The sequence below is a fragment of the Bacteroides sp. 224 genome (assembly GCF_010500995.1).
Taxonomy (GTDB): domain Bacteria; phylum Bacteroidota; class Bacteroidia; order Bacteroidales; family Bacteroidaceae; genus Bacteroides.
In genome coordinates this window covers 59695-74336 of the sequence record NZ_QVMK01000006.1, presented here as the reverse complement: position 1 = coordinate 74336, position 14642 = coordinate 59695, and the positions used below count along the sequence as shown (strand labels likewise).

General features: G+C 38.5%; 21 protein-coding genes and 1 pseudogene. 13 read left to right on the top strand and 9 right to left on the bottom strand.

Translation table 11 applies throughout. The annotated features are described in order from the left end of the window. Window positions 1-205 precede the first annotated feature (205 nt). From D0T60_RS05465 to D0T60_RS05455, 3 genes are read left to right on the top strand one after another with little or no spacing between them, the layout of a single operon-like run. Window positions 206-1423, top strand: a complete 1218-nt coding sequence (locus D0T60_RS05465) for a site-specific integrase (protein ID WP_163217144.1) — start codon at window positions 206-208, stop codon at window positions 1421-1423. A gap of 54 nt (window positions 1424-1477) precedes the next feature. Beyond that, window positions 1478-2830, top strand: coding sequence for a site-specific integrase (locus D0T60_RS05460; RefSeq protein WP_163217143.1), 1353 nt, complete (start codon window positions 1478-1480; stop codon window positions 2828-2830). 2 nt (window positions 2831-2832) lie between these two features. Continuing rightward, window positions 2833-3189, top strand: coding sequence for a protein-tyrosine kinase (locus tag D0T60_RS05455; protein WP_163217142.1), 357 nt, complete (start codon window positions 2833-2835; stop codon window positions 3187-3189). Window positions 3190-3264: 75 nt separating this feature from the next. Here D0T60_RS05455 and D0T60_RS05450 read toward each other — a convergent pair whose 3' ends face one another. Further along, entirely contained in the window at window positions 3265-3576 is a 312-nt protein-coding gene (locus tag D0T60_RS05450) for a helix-turn-helix domain-containing protein (RefSeq protein ID WP_163217141.1), read from the bottom strand. Next, entirely contained in the window at window positions 3569-3862 is a 294-nt protein-coding gene (locus tag D0T60_RS05445; RefSeq protein WP_203558287.1) for a helix-turn-helix domain-containing protein, read from the bottom strand. The genes D0T60_RS05450 and D0T60_RS05445 overlap by 8 nt, the downstream gene beginning before the upstream one ends. 471 nt (window positions 3863-4333) lie before the next feature. On the opposite strand from D0T60_RS05445, the gene D0T60_RS05440 reads away from it, so the two are divergent. From D0T60_RS05440 to D0T60_RS18760, 10 genes and pseudogenes are all read left to right on the top strand, one after another. Beyond that, complete coding sequence (locus D0T60_RS05440) at window positions 4334-4573, top strand: hypothetical protein (RefSeq protein WP_163217140.1); 240 nt, start codon at window positions 4334-4336, stop codon at window positions 4571-4573. Between the two features lie 19 nt (window positions 4574-4592). Continuing rightward, window positions 4593-5597, top strand: coding sequence for a fusion protein (locus D0T60_RS05435; protein WP_163217139.1), 1005 nt, complete (start codon window positions 4593-4595; stop codon window positions 5595-5597). Window positions 5598-5649: 52 nt separating this feature from the next. Then, window positions 5650-5859 carry a hypothetical protein gene (locus D0T60_RS05430; protein ID WP_163217138.1) on the top strand — a complete coding sequence of 70 codons (210 nt, stop codon included), beginning with the start codon at window positions 5650-5652 and terminating at the stop codon, window positions 5857-5859. A gap of 55 nt (window positions 5860-5914) precedes the next feature. Beyond that, window positions 5915-6325: a PcfK-like family protein gene (locus D0T60_RS05425; protein WP_163217137.1), complete on the top strand. Its 411-nt coding sequence runs from the start codon at window positions 5915-5917 to the stop codon at window positions 6323-6325. A gap of 12 nt (window positions 6326-6337) precedes the next feature. Next, window positions 6338-7612 carry a PcfJ domain-containing protein gene (locus tag D0T60_RS05420; protein ID WP_163217136.1) on the top strand — a complete coding sequence of 425 codons (1275 nt, stop codon included), beginning with the start codon at window positions 6338-6340 and terminating at the stop codon, window positions 7610-7612. A 27-nt stretch (window positions 7613-7639) separates the two neighbouring features. Continuing rightward, window positions 7640-7996 (top strand): hypothetical protein, encoded by a 357-nt coding sequence (locus D0T60_RS05415; protein ID WP_163217135.1) that lies wholly within the window; start codon window positions 7640-7642, stop codon window positions 7994-7996. A gap of 96 nt (window positions 7997-8092) precedes the next feature. Continuing rightward, entirely contained in the window at window positions 8093-8326 is a 234-nt protein-coding gene (locus D0T60_RS05410; RefSeq protein WP_163217134.1) for a hypothetical protein, read from the top strand. Window positions 8327-8337: 11 nt separating this feature from the next. Next, entirely contained in the window at window positions 8338-9021 is a 684-nt protein-coding gene (locus tag D0T60_RS05405) for a hypothetical protein (RefSeq protein ID WP_163217133.1), read from the top strand. A gap of 143 nt (window positions 9022-9164) precedes the next feature. Continuing rightward, window positions 9165-9467, top strand: a pseudogene (locus tag D0T60_RS18765) (hypothetical protein); the annotation flags it as partial. Continuing rightward, a complete protein-coding gene (locus D0T60_RS18760) occupies window positions 9453-9824 on the top strand; it encodes an OST-HTH/LOTUS domain-containing protein (RefSeq protein ID WP_239059495.1) in 372 nt (123 codons plus the stop codon). The pseudogene D0T60_RS18765 and the gene D0T60_RS18760, both read left to right, overlap by 15 nt. 37 nt (window positions 9825-9861) lie before the next feature. Here the strand turns inward: D0T60_RS18760 and D0T60_RS05395 are convergent, their stop codons facing one another. The 7 genes from D0T60_RS05395 to D0T60_RS05365 are packed head-to-tail and all read right to left on the bottom strand — an operon-like array spanning window position 9862 to window position 14639. Beyond that, window positions 9862-10458 carry a M23 family metallopeptidase gene (locus D0T60_RS05395; protein ID WP_163217132.1) on the bottom strand — a complete coding sequence of 199 codons (597 nt, stop codon included), beginning with the start codon at window positions 10456-10458 and terminating at the stop codon, window positions 9862-9864. A 57-nt stretch (window positions 10459-10515) separates the two neighbouring features. Next, window positions 10516-11055, bottom strand: a complete 540-nt coding sequence (locus D0T60_RS05390; RefSeq protein ID WP_239059494.1) for a tRNA (adenine-N(6)-)-methyltransferase — start codon at window positions 11053-11055, stop codon at window positions 10516-10518. Window position 11056: 1 nt separating this feature from the next. Next, entirely contained in the window at window positions 11057-11488 is a 432-nt protein-coding gene (locus D0T60_RS05385) for a DUF3872 domain-containing protein (protein WP_163217131.1), read from the bottom strand. A gap of 13 nt (window positions 11489-11501) precedes the next feature. Continuing rightward, window positions 11502-12086, bottom strand: coding sequence for a conjugal transfer protein TraO (locus D0T60_RS05380; RefSeq protein ID WP_163217130.1), 585 nt, complete (start codon window positions 12084-12086; stop codon window positions 11502-11504). Between the two features lie 2 nt (window positions 12087-12088). Next, entirely contained in the window at window positions 12089-13021 is a 933-nt protein-coding gene (gene traN / locus D0T60_RS05375) for a conjugative transposon protein TraN (RefSeq protein WP_163217129.1), read from the bottom strand. Window positions 13022-13054: 33 nt separating this feature from the next. After that, window positions 13055-14362: a conjugative transposon protein TraM gene (traM, locus tag D0T60_RS05370; RefSeq protein ID WP_163217128.1), complete on the bottom strand. Its 1308-nt coding sequence runs from the start codon at window positions 14360-14362 to the stop codon at window positions 13055-13057. Beyond that, window positions 14349-14639 (bottom strand): TraL conjugative transposon family protein, encoded by a 291-nt coding sequence (locus D0T60_RS05365; RefSeq protein WP_163217127.1) that lies wholly within the window; start codon window positions 14637-14639, stop codon window positions 14349-14351. Before D0T60_RS05365 ends, traM begins: the two co-directional genes overlap by 14 nt. Window positions 14640-14642: the final 3 nt, after the last annotated feature.

Genomic DNA, 14642 nt, shown 5'->3' with positions numbered 1-14642 from the left:
CGAAAGCACCTTGATATGATTGGAAATTGTTCAAAGAACACGTTTTTTTACTTTGCAAATACAAAGATAAACCTTTTTTTCGCCTTGTTGATAAAGAATGTGAATTTTGAGCATAAAACAGGAGTTTGTTTCCCCATTCCGTTTCGTTTTGAATAGCTTCAAATAGCTCTGTATACAGTAATTTTGTAACGTTAAATACAGAGCAATGAATCAAGAAGTTAAGGTGTCGTTTTACTTAAAAAAGAACGAAATGAAAGAGGACGGAACAAGTCCCGTTATGGCTCGACTCACGGTCGGCAAAAGCGAAACAACATTCAGTACAAAAATGAATGCCCCCACATCATTATGGGTATCTGGTCGTGCTACAGGAAAAAGCAGAGTGGCTACCGTTATCAACAAACAATTGGACGAAATCAGGGCAAACGCTCTTTCGTACTATCAAGAACTCTCCTCCGTAAAAATCTCCATAACGGCAGAAATGGTCAAAAATCTTTTGCTTGGTATGGCTTGCGAGCAGGAAACACTATTAGCCTATTTTCAAAAATTCAATAAGAACTTCGAAAAACGTGTCGGTGTAAACCGTAAAAAAGGCTCTTTGGATTCTTACAAGTATGCCTTGAATAAGCTAACGGCTTTTATCAACGAAAAATATAAGCTTTCCGACATTCCTTTTACAGCATTGGTGAAATCATTTATTGATAAATATGACCTTTATCTGCGAATAGAATGCAAAATAGAATTGGGGACAATCGTCCTGCTGACCACACGTCTTGGAACCATTATCAACAATGCCATTGCAGACGGAATTATAACAGCCGACCCCTTTGCTGGATATGTAGCCCAGCGCCCAATCAGGCGGCAGAAGTACTTGACAAAAAAAGAAATAGACAAGTTAATGACCACTCCACTCACTTGTCCGAAGCATTATCTTATCCGTGATATGTTCCTTTTTTCCTGCTACACAGGGATGTCTTTCAGCGATATGCGTGAACTTACCAAAGATAAACTCAGCATAGCTTCCGACGGAACGGTTTGGATAAAAAACAAACGCGAAAAAACAGGTGTGAAATACGAAATACCTCTAATGGAACTGCCGCTTCTGATTATTGAACGCTATCAAGACATCGCATCTAAAGAACGATTATTGCCTATGTACGATAATCGGGAAACAAATATACAGCTTAAGCAAATAGCCAAAACTTGCGGCATAGAAAAATGGCTTACATTTCATTGTGCAAGACATACATACGCTTCTGAAATTACGCTTTCTCAGGGAGTTCCTATTGAAACTGTAAGCAAAATGCTTGGACATACACAAATAACAACTACTCAGATTTATGCTAAAATAACCGACGAAAAAATAGACGAGGATATGAAAACATTGGATAAACGCATAAGCAATAAATTCAAATTTACCATTTAATAAAGTTCAATTTCAAATTTCTAAAAATCAGATTAATTAAAAAGCATTTTCGTTATGGAAACAAATAATAGAATAAACAACCCGATAAACGGCAGGGAAAAACGTCGCAGCACATTTGCCGTTCTCTTTTATATCAATCGGACGAAAATTCGAAAAGACGGAATGTGTCAACTGCTTTGCAAGATAAGCATTGATGCAGAATCCGAACAAGTAGGCACGAAAGTTTCGGTCAACCCTTCCCTTTGGAATCCCGAAACAGGTTTGGCTAACGGAAAAAGCCGTAATGCACTGGAAGTGAATCGTGCAATAGAGAGACTTACAGAAAAAATCAATACCCATTATACCGAAATCCGTAAGAGTTTAGGGTTTGTGACTGCCGAATTGGTTAAAAACGCACTCAAAGGACATGCACAAAAGGCACATACATTGATGAAACTCTTTGAAGAACATAATAATGAGTTTGAGAATCGCATCGGAGTTGACCGTGTAAAGGAAACACACATGTGCTACCTGCGAACATATGCTTTACTCTTGGAGTTTCTTCAGAAAAAATATGAAGTCGATGATATAAACCTAAAAAGCCTGAATCTGACTTTTATGGATGAGTTCGATTTTTTCTTACGTAAAGATTACCAAATGGCTCAAGCGACCATTTCAGGACATCTGATTACGCTAAAAAAAATGACGCGGCGGGCTGTAAGTCAAGGAACGCTCCGCCGTGACCCATTTATAAATTATCATCCCGAGCAACCCGCAAAGAAAAGCCATCACCAGAAAGTTGAAGATTTACAACGGCTTATGCAATGTAAAATAGAGAATACTGCATTACAACGGATTCGGGATTGGTTCATATTTTCGACATTCACAGGGTTGGCTTATGCAGACCTGAAAAGGCTTGCTGTCGAACATTTGAAACAAGCAGAAGACGGAAGCTGGTGGATTCATATAGAAAGACGCAAAACGAAAACGGAATGCCATGTCCGCTTGCTGGAAATACCATTGCAGATTATCGAAAAATACAAGCATGAACGGAAAAGCAACTTGATATTCAACCTATATAGTCGAGGCTATACATGCAGATTGATACATCAATTAGAAGAAATCTGTAAGATAGACAGGATAACCTTCCATCAAAGCCGACATAATTTCGGCACCCATATTACGCTTTCACAAGGAGTCCCGATTGAAACAGTCAGCCGAATGATGGGGCATACTTCGATTACTACGACACAAATATATGCCAAAGTAACAGATACCAAAGTGGAGGAAGATATGAAGCGTTTGAAAGCTCGGACAAGCGACAGGAAAATTATGCTTCACGAAGACGAGGAATTACGTGCAGCCATTCGTTTTCCGAGAAAAAACAAGAAACGTAAGACTAATCAAACAACCAATCAAAACTCTTAATCATGGAAACAAAACCTATTATAATCGAAAAAGGACAGGTAATAATTCGTCCGACAGCAGGCAATATCTTGCTGACTCAATATCAAATTGCTGATTTATTCGGAGTTCATGTACAAGCAGTAAACAGCAATATTGGTTTGATATTTAAACGAGGTACGCTTCATGAAGATGAAGTCAGTTGTCAAACTAAAAGCAAAGGCGGCAGGATTCAAATCCTCTACAATATGGAAATGATAACCGCTTTAGCATTCCGCTTAAAGTCGGAACAAGCGGAATTGTTCCGACACTGGATTGTCCGTACAGCATTAAATTCGCATGGAATCTGGAAAATATCAGGTATGGGTATTATGCTGAATTAATTCTATTTCTAACAAACAGAAAACGACCTTACAATTAATGAGGTCGTTTTCTGTTTTAAGTCAAAATGACACAGCTTACAGTAATTTCATTTCATCTATACTGCGTTTTCGGGTGGCTTCAAGCATCTGTTCTATTTCCGAATCTTTATACAAAACCTTTCCACATATCAGGTAATAAGGAATAATGCCTGCCGAACGGTATTCCTGTAAAGTTCGTCGGCTGATTTTCAATGTTTCAGAAAGTTCGTTGTCAGAAAGAAAATGTTTTCCGTTAAAAGGGCGGCGAACCTTTGTGTCTATCTTATTCAAGGTTTTCAATGCATTTTCAATACGCCTGAACAACCCTGAGACTCTCACGTCTTGTCGGTCGAGTAAATGATTATTCATTGTTCTTTGCCGAATAGTGAGACATTTTCAATAACCGCTCTATATCTTCTTTCTTGTAGAAAATCTTATGGCGGAATCGGCTGTAAGGTAATAAACCTTTCTCCCGATAGGATTGCAGGGTACGCTTACCTATTCCCAGCAATTGACATACATCTTGATTGTCCAACCAGCGTTTAAGTCCAAGGTCTTTCTGCTCGCTATACAATTCCATTACTTTTTGTTCAAGGCTTTCCACTCCTGTTACCATAGCTTCGAAAACCTTACGGTCCATACTTATTATTTCCATATTCTTTAATTTTTAAAATTTCCCGAAGTGCAAATATAAGCGTATTGTAGCGGCTTTTTCATTCTAATCGCCGAATGAGAGCCTCTGGCATTCAACATGTCGCTTGCGGCGTCAAAGTCATAAGTCAATCATTTCGAAAACTCAATGATTGGCTGATTATCAAGCTGTAATCAGGCAGAACGACACATTTACCTTTTTTTCTATGTTTTCTTACCATAACGTTCTTCCCATTTTTTATCGAATTAAGGAATGAGCCTATTTTTTAATGAGTCCTGTTCCAGCAGCAAAGGTATATCCGTCGTTTTAACGCCCGAGCAAGTTCAAGCCCTAAAGGGTTTTGTAAAAAATCTTCCTCTTTCAGAGCGTATTTATTTACAAAAATCTTGCACGGGCGAACGACTACCTTTTTATCGCTCCTGAAACAGAACTCATTAACGGCTCCTTTATAGCATAAAAAAAATGTCAGAAGTTATGAGAAACATAGAAAAAACATATAGGAAACGAGAATCTTTTAACTCACCATTACGCATAAAATCGGTGGTTTGGATAGTGGCGACCGTAGCAGGGTTTTGTATTTGGGGTATCGACTTTATTTGGGTAGCGTTGGGAGTGTATCTCTGTTGGAATATCTTAAAAGGTATCCTTTCCTGCCTTCTTTCGTTGGCGTGTCTTATCGGTTTTTTCTACTTCTTATTTACGCATATTTTTTAATCCATTAATAATTACAGTTATGAGCAAAGCATTTTTATTAGGCGCAAACAAGAGCATCGACAGAGCCCAACAAGTGGTAGAAGTTAATCAAGTTATCCAAATGGAGGGTTACAGCTACGATAGATATGTAGTGTACGAAATCATGGAAAACGATTGGGGCATTACTTACAAGTTAATTAACCTACGCACAAAGGAATTTCAAACTACCGACATCATCAGACCATTAAAAGAAAAATTCGGCATAGGTTATTATTATGATAGTGAAAATTCTCAATTTATGGATGCTTTTGAAGTGGTTATACTTCTCCAAGAAGCGCAACAGAAGAAAAAAGCAGAGCAGGACGAAGCGGAACAAGAGCGTATAAGGGTTGAAGAAGTGAAGAAAATCGGTCGGGTGCGCTTTGCTGAGATATTTCCCGAAGATGCTTTAGGCATTATCGTGGCACGATTGAGACAAAACGACAGCGACAGCCAAACCGATTACTATGCCCATAGTACACAACGTACCATTATTATCGGTTTTTCCAAACACAAAAGAGACTTGTTTTCCGAGATGCGGAAACACGCCCCTAACTTCGAGGAAACCGTTTATTTAGCAGAGTTCAACGAGGATTACGAACACAGAGAAAAGTACAGTATGGGAGACGGCTACTATTTAGGAGAAAGCAAGTACTGTGGTTGGATAATCGAAAAAGTGCCTGTATATGACCGTAAACGCACGATAGAGGAATTTGCTTACATAGCAGGAAACGAGGATAATATACATATTAAACAGCAGGATAAGCCGAATATCCCGAACACTCCGAACGACAGAACAGGAAAAGGAAAAGACGGTTGCAAAATGGTCGAATATTCTGAAAAAGCGATTGCCGTTTTCGGAGATACCAAAGCAATCAAAGACGAACTCAAAGCAATGGGAGGACGTTTCAACAGTCGATTGACATTCAACGGCAAGAAGCTGGCAGGGTGGATATTTTCAAAATCACAGGAACAGTGTTTAGCCTATTATTTCGGATTAAATTAAATAAAGTATAACACAGGGCAGAGCCTTATCTGCCCTACAAATTCAAATAAAAATGAAAGTACAAGAAATTGAAGTTGGTAAAACATACCATTTAACAGGAGATATCGAAAACGGATTTTGGGACGGGAAACCCTTTATCAGCCATGAAGAAGTTACTCGTAAGATAAGACGTATAACAGATACACACATTATCTGTGAATGTGGTAGAAAGTTTATAATCAATGAGAACTTAAATATTTCAATCCCTTTTTACCTAAGATAATTCAAAACAAGTATTAATACAGGGCAGAGCAATCTGCCCTACAATACCCAAAAACATGAAAGCATCAAATCATTTCAAAAATACGATACAAGCATATTTAGAACAGCGGGCAAAGGAAGACGAATTATTTGTTCCTGTTTTCGCTAAAGAGAACAAAAATATTGATGATTGTATTACATACATTCTCAATACAGTACAAAAAAGCGGATGTAACGGTTTCGCAGACGAGGAAATCTATTCTATGGCTTTGCATTATTACGATGAAGATGAGATTGAGATAGGCAAGTCGATAAACGGTCATGTAGTCGTAAATCATGTGGTACAACTGACAGACGAGGAAAAAGAAGAAGCACGTCAAAAAGCCATCCAAAAGCTACAAGATGAAGCTTATAACAAAATGAAACAGCCTGTTAAGAAGACAAATAAAGTACAAATTAATCCCCAACCAAGTCTATTTGACTTTTAACATGAAAGAGCGATGAAACCAAGAAATAAATTCCAAAAAGAGATAGCTGAATTGAGTAAGCAATTACCCAAGATTACAAGAACACAAATCAAGTGGGGATATAAACATTGTGTGGAACATATCGGACGAAGAACGGCAAAAGGGGTTATTTCCTGCTTTGAATGCGGTCATTCGTGGACTAACAAAGATATGGCAATAGAAGAATGTGCCTGTCCGTCGTGCGGTATGAAATTAAAAATTGAGACAACAAGAAAAAGAACGAACAGCAGTTACGAGTATTTCTGCATAATAACCGAATGCAAAGGCTATCAGGTAATTCGTTTCTTTTATATAGATTATCGGGCAAAGGTTGGAGAAAAAGCAAAATATTTCCACAGCGAAGTAATACAGCGTTGGATTGCTACCAATGGAAAAACCATTGTAATGGCTAAATTGCGAGGCTTGTTTGGATTTTATGACACATGGCAATTTTGTTCTTCGCTTGAAATTCGCCCCGACAAAAGTTTATATAATGCTATTCCGACCTGTATTTACCCACGTCAGAAGTTAATCCCCGAAATCAAACGGAGTGGATATAAGGGCGATTTTTACGAACTTACGCCCTTAGACCTGTTTCTCTATCTATTGACAGAGAACAAAGCGGAAACATTGCTTAAAGCAGGTCAAACAAAATCTTTGAAATACTTTGCATACAATCAAGGTTACAAAAATATTTCCAATTATTGGACACCTATTAAAATCTGTATTCGCAATAAATACAACATCAATGATGTTTCGCTATGGTGCGACTACATTGATTTGCTCCATTTCTTTGGTAAAGACCTGCACAATGCAAAATATGTATGCCCTGCCGATTTGAACGCCGAACATGACAGATATGTTGAAAAGAAAAGAGCCTATATTAAACAACAGCAAAAAGAAGAAGATAAAAAAAGAGCATTAGAAGATGAACTCTTGTTTCAAGAAATGAAATCCAAGTTCTTCGGCATTAGCTTTACAGACGGACAGGTACAAGTGCGAGTACTTGAAAGCGTACAGGAAATTATGCAGGAGGGCGATATAATGCACCATTGCGTATTTACAAACGATTACCACTTGAAAACCGACAGCCTTATTCTTTCGGCTTGTATCGGAGAAAAACGATTGGAAACTGTAGAAATATCATTGTCCAAATTACAGGTAATACAATCAAGAGGCGTATGTAACAAGAATACCAAGTATCATAACCAAATTGTAGGACTTGTAAACAAGAATATGAAACAGATTAAAAAGAGATTAGTAGCGTAAAATATTAACAAAATAAAAAATAGAAACATGAAACCCAATCAAATAATAATAACATACAAGAGCAAAAAATATATCCTCGACAGAGTGAGCGGGGAAAACAAATACTATCACATGGCTTTTGAAACAGACAGGTGGAGTATCCGCATATACCTTTTGGAAAACGGTCAAATCCGAATTATTATCAACAAATCCGTAAAGAAATCGGAAACGGATTATCACACTCAATTTTGCTACGACTGTTATTGTACACTTGAAACATTCGGGTTATTTCTGAATGATGTTTGCGACCCTGCCACATGCAGGAAGATAAAGAACCTGACCAAATGGTTTACCATTGAGCCGATGTTAAGGGAAATTTACACCCAACTTAAAGAGGAACTCTAAGAAACTCACTGTTTCAGACAGAGAAAAACAAAAGATATTTTTATACATAAAAAAAATAATTCAGGCGGAGCAATCTGCCTACAACACCCAAAAACAATGGAATTGAAATTAAATAGAACAAAAAAGACCTGTACAATAAGCGGTCTGACTCCTACCGAAGTAGATGTAATATTGGCAATCGTAGATACTGCCAACAGACGATGCTTCCGCATACAGGAAGATAGCGGAGAATGGTACAGCAACGACGATTTTATATTGAGCCTTACCGATGAACAACGCCAAGCATTAGCGAAAGTAGGCGAAGAAATACAACAAATTTATAACAGTTAATAATCAAGGTCATGGCACAGGAAAATATGGAAAAATGGATGCAATATGCCAAAGACCTTGCCAAAGCCGAGCGGGAACTGAAAATCGAACATTGGGTATATATCTCCTTTGAAGTCCGAAATCCCGACAGAAGTCGGGAAGTTCTTCATACAATAGACATTCCCCGCGATATGCTCGATCGCTGGCGGTGGGTAATTAACTGGCGAAAGGCAAAACTGATATGTAAATACCCACGAAAGAATATAGATGTATTATTTTGCTATTATGATAAGCGTACAGGTTTACATACAGGTTTCGACTTTATATTGGGAAAAGTTGCTTCGGCAAAGGCGCAGATAACGAAAGTAGAGAGAACTATCGCCCGATATATTGATTACAATACACACAACAATCTGTTTTTCAATATAGAAACGGACGAGCAACTACAAAAGGCATACAGCAAATTAGAACAGAAAAAAGAAAATTATCAAAAAATGTATAGAATGTTACAGGACGAAATCAAAAAGCATAGGGAGAACAGCGATAAATACAAACTGTTTATCGGTTTCAAAAAGTTAGGCGAATTCGACAGTATATCAAAAGCCAAACAATACGCTGATAATAGCGGATATACAGGTGCTTTTAACTTGATAGGCGATAAATATTATGATAGTTGGTATGTATCAAAGAAAGAACCAATAAACGTACAACAATAAGAGTAACAGGCGGGCAGAAATGCCCGCTTCTTTTTCCATGACTTATAAATGAACGGGAGAAAAAGAAGGAAAAAGCCCTTCAAATGATATTTGCCTTTCTGTTTTATATGCAAATCTGTATCTTTGCTCTAAGTTTCAGCAATATGGGAGTAAAAATTGAGAAATGGGCTGTTGCCCAAAAAAAGCATAAATTGTCTGACAAACACGTCCAAATGGCTCGTGAGTTAGGATTAAACCCCGATAAGTTGGGTAAAATTGACAATCATAAGCAGGAAACATGGAAGGTTCCGCTACCTCAATTTATAGAAAGTATTTACTTTAAGCGGTTTAAGCGGGAAGAACCGTTGATAGTCCGCCCTTTGAAAGAAATCATGGCTGAAAACAAAGCCAAGAAGGAAAAGAAGAAAAAAGAAAAGGCAAAGCACGAGGTCTTGGAAGCCAATGACAGCGGAAAAACCGAAAATCAGGAAAAACCTATTTCCCTTTCTGCAAAACTTAAATTGTATAAAGAAAATCCCAGAGTTAAAGTAAAGTTGGAGAGCGGAGAAAGTTTCGATTCTATTCTTCTAAAGGAATCCTCTATTTTTGATGAAGCTTTTGATTTTTATGAAAAAGAAAAAGTTACATTGTCAGAGTTGGGATTTATACTGAAGAAAATCCATCCCAGATATACTCCCCGCCGTTATGGTTGTAAATCTTTAGGTGCAATCTATGAAAAATTAGACGGATATGAAGTTGAACAAACAGAAGAAGCTGGCACATATATGGTTGTGCGAATGAGGATTGATAAAGAAAAGGAATAAAGTTCTACAATAAAATAAAAACCGCCAACAGGCGGTTTTATTGTATCTGCCAATTTCGGCTATTCAAATAGTTAAGCAGACAATAACACCATTCGGACGGATTTAAGAAACGTTTGCCTTTTCTTACTTCATAATGCAAATGATAACCTGTTGACAGTCCTGTACTACCAACGCAAGCAATCTGTTCGGCAATGCTTACCGTATCTCCTACATTTACCATTGTTTTGCTTAAATGAGCATAGAATGTGTGGAAATTGCCCGCATGACTAATCTCTATGAAATTTCCGTACCCCGAATTATAGCCTTTACGAACTACGATTCCGTTTCCTGTCGCATATACCGCAGTGCCTTTCGGCTTTGCAATATCTATCCCTGTATGAAATTTCCGTACCTTATGAATAGGGTGTTTACGCATTCCGAAGTCCGACGAAATAATTGGTTTTTTTATCGGAAAAATTATGGGATAGTCGCATAATTCGCTAACAGACATTTGTAATAAATCCGCTATCTGCTGAAATACTTTAGCAGAATAAACCGTTTCCGTAACCTTTTCTATTTCCGCTTTTCTGGTTAATTGCGCAAATAAAGATATATGGAATAACAGTGCGACGATAAGTGTTATTATATATTTCATTATCTATTTGCAAATAAAGCAAGCACCCGAAATATTTCGAATGCTTGCTGATTAAGGTTATTTAAAATCCTGATACATTCTGCTGTATTGCCCTTTTATCACTTCCAATTCTTCAAAAATAATCTGTTTGGGAAGCAATTTGTGACAAAAATAACTTGAACCGAAAGGGATTCTGTTCTTTTCATCGTATTGAATCCGTTTATTAAATAGAAGAAGTTGCAGTTCCTTGTTTTTGAAAAGTTTACTTGGAGAAATATCGCTAAGCCACAAATTGGACATTAACAAGGCAAACGGTTTCCCGAAATTTAAACACCGTTCAAAGACTCCTTTTTTATTGCTGAATGGAGGATTTGAAACGATAATATCCCACTTTTCAGGCTCGTATTCAAAAAAGTCCTCACCTGTGGTAATATGAGAAAACACAATTTCAAATCCGTTTTCTTGTAAAGCAATCACGAACTCGCTGTTCTTCGTATCGAACGGACACCAAACGATTTTATCTTTCGGTAAGTACTTTAATATCGGCAGAACAGCGTATTGAGGTGTAAATTTTTCATCATTCACACTCATATTCTTAAATCTTGTGAATCGCCCCATTTTATTCATCTTTATCCTCCCCGTTATCACTCTGCCAACTGAAAGTTTTTTGTACGACCTGCCCGAAATTATCTTCGATATACACATCAATAACCTGTTGGTCACTACATTGTGAAGTGTAATAAAGCCTGAATGTAGTACTGTCTAACGGATATAAATCATTCGGTTTGAATGTTACCCCGTTGTCCATCCGCAGTATGCCAACTCCGTCAGGTTGAAAATATCTGATAAAGAATTGAGCCTGCTCGAATTTCCCCTCCTTTACCAATTGGCATCGAATTTCTGCCACCTCTCCTTTAGCGATTCTTTTCTGGATGGGCATAGTAACAAGGTCAAATCTATAAGCCTGCTGAATATCCAAATCGTCACTACAGGCACATACTACTGCTGCAAGCAGTAGCGTGTATAAAAAATATGCTAATGTTTTTTTCATTGTCATTCTGTTTTTAATTGATTATATATTTTAGTCCGAATCCGAATTGAAAGTGGAACTTATCGGCAGAGGTTCCCCAAAGCGCTCGTTCCCGACCCGATAATAATAGTATTATTCGGTCGGCAAGATAGACTTCCATTTCCAGAGTGATTGCGCCGCCATAAAGGAAATTATCCTCGTTTCGAATGGTTGCTCCATCATAAAGCAACTTTTCTCCCCAATTGATAGTTTCGTAGCCAGCCAATGCCGAAGCTCCAATAGAGAAAAACACCGTTTTACTGTGGTCGGATAAGAATTTGTAATAATAACCTCCTTCTCCTGTAAACTGCGAAAGCGGTAACCGTCCGTCTTTGTAAGGATAATAACGGTGCAAGAACTCCGCACCAAACACCCACTTATTGGCGTTACGTGTATAGGTTGTCATTGCCGCCCCAAAGTAATATCCAAGTTCATTGTGTTTGTCTTTACTATGGAATCCGTCCACCATTCCGCTTCGGATTTCCAAACCTCGCATGTCGGACAAAGCACGCTGAGCGTGTGCCCTGTCCGTCAGGGCAAAGCACAACACCAGCGAAAAGAAAAATAAAATCTTCTTCATTGTTACTTCGTTTTTAATTCGTTAATTACTTTAGCCCGAACCAAATCGACATTCTCTACATAAAAAGATTGGTGGCGACCGCCCTCTTTCTCATATAATTCAACGATTAAGTGCTTGTCGTCAGGAATCGTGAATTTAGGTAATGTAAAGATTGTCCGTTCTGTTGTTTTGCCTTTGACAAGCATAACGAAGTTATGTGCACGGAGCGGAGATACCACTTGTTCCTGAATAGCTGTCCGTTTCGCCACTTTTTTATCAACTATCTTAAAAGTAATATAGTCGATATCAAAAGGAACATTCGAAGAATTTTTCAGTTGGACATGAAAATAAAGCAAGTCGTTGTGCGAATAAATTCCTTTTAACAGATATTGAATCCCGAAACGTTTCGAACCGATATGCTTGATTTCTCTATCATTATTTTTATAGATAGACTTCATAATCAGTTTGACCAACAGCGGCGATTCCTGCCCAAGTTCCTGCATGTAAATTTCCATCGAATTATTCGGTCGATTTACCGCCTCTCCATCGTGGATAAAGTCGGTCATTTCAACCGATAGCTTTACAGGTTCATCAGCATATTTTACATTAAAAGTATAATATGCTCCATCTTCGGTAATGACTGCTATATTGCTTTCCCTTGAAAAATCACGCAGGGCGGCTTTCACACGCAAAACGTTTTCCGTTCCATCGGCTTTAGCTGCAATTAAATCATTACTCCCCAAATCTACATACCTGATTGCTGAAGGAAAAATAACATGCACTGTCTTATTAAAGGTTACCTCCAATCCGTAAGGCGGTATCATTCGCTCAAAAGTCAAAGGTCGAGTCAACCCCTCGTAATAATCCCCTGTCGAAGGCGAATTGTTTTCGCTTACCTGCGCGTTTGCTGTAAAAACTGCCGCTATAAAAGCGAGCGTAAAAAATAATTGTTTCATTTGAAATTCTTTTTTATTAGTTATTAATTGTATTTATTTGAGTTCAGGCAGAAGCATGATTTTATAACCAGCTTTGAGTGTTACTTTTACTACCCTCATTTTCTTTCCGATATACTGCGAAGTTCCTTGTATGGCACTTCGACCGAGATCGGCTAAAAGTTGCGAGCCTGCATCATCGGTAATAGTGATTGAACTCCCCATCGACGTTCCCATATTAGCCGCAACTTCTTTAATTGCGTTGAGTTCTTCCGACCCTGGCACATTGATACCTTGGTTGCCGTCCATGTCGTAAACAAGGAGCTCAATCGGAATAACCATTCCTGCGTATTGTACCGCGTTAAGAGTAATCTCCAACCGTTCGCCATTTATCCTTGCCATCCCCGAAAGAATCGTGTTTTTCGGAATTACACACTTACCCGCCTGTATAGGTTCTAAAAGACGTATTTGTACTTCCTGACCACTGGTTACTGTTACCGTTTTGTGGATACAGGCAAATATACTGTTCTTATCATCTGCATTATCTCTATTCCCAATAGTGGCAAAACCCCAATTTCGTTCCTTGGTAAATTCTTCGACAAAGACAGAATCGGATATGGGAGCAGAAAGACGAGAAACTACATTTTCGCGAACTCCATTAACAGGTGTGGCATTGGCTTTTTTATTTGTGCTTGCAGGAGTAATTTCTACTGCCTGTGCTTGACCTCCATCTTGCGCGGGCATATAACGAGCGGCAATTTCGTAGGATTTTTCAATGAGCGCCAACTGATTGTCCATTTCGCTTTTCTCCTGCAGTTTACGTTCGAGTTCCTCGATACGTCCTTCCATTTCTGTCTGTTCATCCGTTTCTGTTGCAGATTGTTCATACCAGCTGCCTAATTGGCGGTTTACATCCTGATAAGCATGAGCCGAAGATTGGATTGCACTTCGGGAAGGGGGTACGGAACTTTGATTATCCGAATTATCAGGCGAAGTCAGAACAACGCCAGCTTGACGTTCTTCTTCTACTTTGGGTTGTTGTTCTTCTCCGAGCATAAAGGCGAAGTCTTGAAGGCTACGCCGTTTTTCATTCTTCTTATCCTGCATGGCTTCCTGCATATAGGCTTCACGTTTATCGGAAATGATTCCGCTTTCATTAGGCGTGGGAAGGTCGGTATTGAATCCGTCCCTCTGTTCTTCTCCCGTATCGCCTCCTTTAGGTGCGAATATCAGCCACATACAGCCTGCAAAGAGGAGGAACAAGAGCGGGAAGACAATCATTTTCTTCCTTTGTTGTAATTGTCCGGGGGTAAGTTCTTTCTTTTTCCCTTCAGACTTATTATTCTCTTTTTTATTCTCGTTCATAATCAATAATGTTAATCTGTTTTATACTATCCAGTTCGGATTGTTTCTGTCCTAATTCCAATTGTAATTGCTCAATGTGCTGTATCTGTATCTTTTCTCCCGAGTCCTTACCGAAACGGTAAATAGACGAAATAGAAAAATAGATTGATAATACAGTCAGAATTAAAAACATGGAAAGGATTACGATTATCCGCCCATCGGGCGACAATGACCCGCAGAGGAATCTCAAACGGTCTTCCAGCCACTCTGTGGCAGCTCTGATTTTCTTCCTTATCATAAT

Excerpts from the sequence above, each read along its gene's own strand:
- D0T60_RS05405 (WP_163217133.1), top strand. The coding sequence starts at position 8,338 with ATGGCACAGGAAAATATGGAAAAATGGATGCAATATGCCAAAGACCTT.
- D0T60_RS05390 (WP_239059494.1), bottom strand. The coding sequence starts at position 11,055 with ATGGGGCGATTCACAAGATTTAAGAATATGAGTGTGAATGATGAAAAA.
- D0T60_RS05415 (WP_163217135.1), top strand. The coding sequence starts at position 7,640 with ATGAAACCCAATCAAATAATAATAACATACAAGAGCAAAAAATATATC.
- D0T60_RS05385 (WP_163217131.1), bottom strand. The coding sequence starts at position 11,488 with ATGAAAAAAACATTAGCATATTTTTTATACACGCTACTGCTTGCAGCA.
- D0T60_RS05365 (WP_163217127.1), bottom strand. The coding sequence starts at position 14,639 with ATGATAAGGAAGAAAATCAGAGCTGCCACAGAGTGGCTGGAAGACCGT.
- D0T60_RS05380 (WP_163217130.1), bottom strand. The coding sequence starts at position 12,086 with ATGAAGAAGATTTTATTTTTCTTTTCGCTGGTGTTGTGCTTTGCCCTG.
- D0T60_RS05410 (WP_163217134.1), top strand. The coding sequence starts at position 8,093 with ATGGAATTGAAATTAAATAGAACAAAAAAGACCTGTACAATAAGCGGT.
- D0T60_RS05395 (WP_163217132.1), bottom strand. The coding sequence starts at position 10,458 with ATGAAATATATAATAACACTTATCGTCGCACTGTTATTCCATATATCT.
- D0T60_RS05455 (WP_163217142.1), top strand. The coding sequence starts at position 2,833 with ATGGAAACAAAACCTATTATAATCGAAAAAGGACAGGTAATAATTCGT.
- D0T60_RS05460 (WP_163217143.1), top strand. The coding sequence starts at position 1,478 with ATGGAAACAAATAATAGAATAAACAACCCGATAAACGGCAGGGAAAAA.
- D0T60_RS05430 (WP_163217138.1), top strand. The coding sequence starts at position 5,650 with ATGAAAGTACAAGAAATTGAAGTTGGTAAAACATACCATTTAACAGGA.
- D0T60_RS05420 (WP_163217136.1), top strand. The coding sequence starts at position 6,338 with ATGAAACCAAGAAATAAATTCCAAAAAGAGATAGCTGAATTGAGTAAG.
- traN (WP_163217129.1), bottom strand. The coding sequence starts at position 13,021 with ATGAAACAATTATTTTTTACGCTCGCTTTTATAGCGGCAGTTTTTACA.
- D0T60_RS05435 (WP_163217139.1), top strand. The coding sequence starts at position 4,593 with ATGAGCAAAGCATTTTTATTAGGCGCAAACAAGAGCATCGACAGAGCC.
- D0T60_RS05465 (WP_163217144.1), top strand. The coding sequence starts at position 206 with ATGAATCAAGAAGTTAAGGTGTCGTTTTACTTAAAAAAGAACGAAATG.
- D0T60_RS05445 (WP_203558287.1), bottom strand. The coding sequence starts at position 3,862 with ATGGAAATAATAAGTATGGACCGTAAGGTTTTCGAAGCTATGGTAACA.
- D0T60_RS05425 (WP_163217137.1), top strand. The coding sequence starts at position 5,915 with ATGAAAGCATCAAATCATTTCAAAAATACGATACAAGCATATTTAGAA.
- D0T60_RS05440 (WP_163217140.1), top strand. The coding sequence starts at position 4,334 with ATGAGAAACATAGAAAAAACATATAGGAAACGAGAATCTTTTAACTCA.
- traM (WP_163217128.1), bottom strand. The coding sequence starts at position 14,362 with ATGAACGAGAATAAAAAAGAGAATAATAAGTCTGAAGGGAAAAAGAAA.
- D0T60_RS05450 (WP_163217141.1), bottom strand. The coding sequence starts at position 3,576 with ATGAATAATCATTTACTCGACCGACAAGACGTGAGAGTCTCAGGGTTG.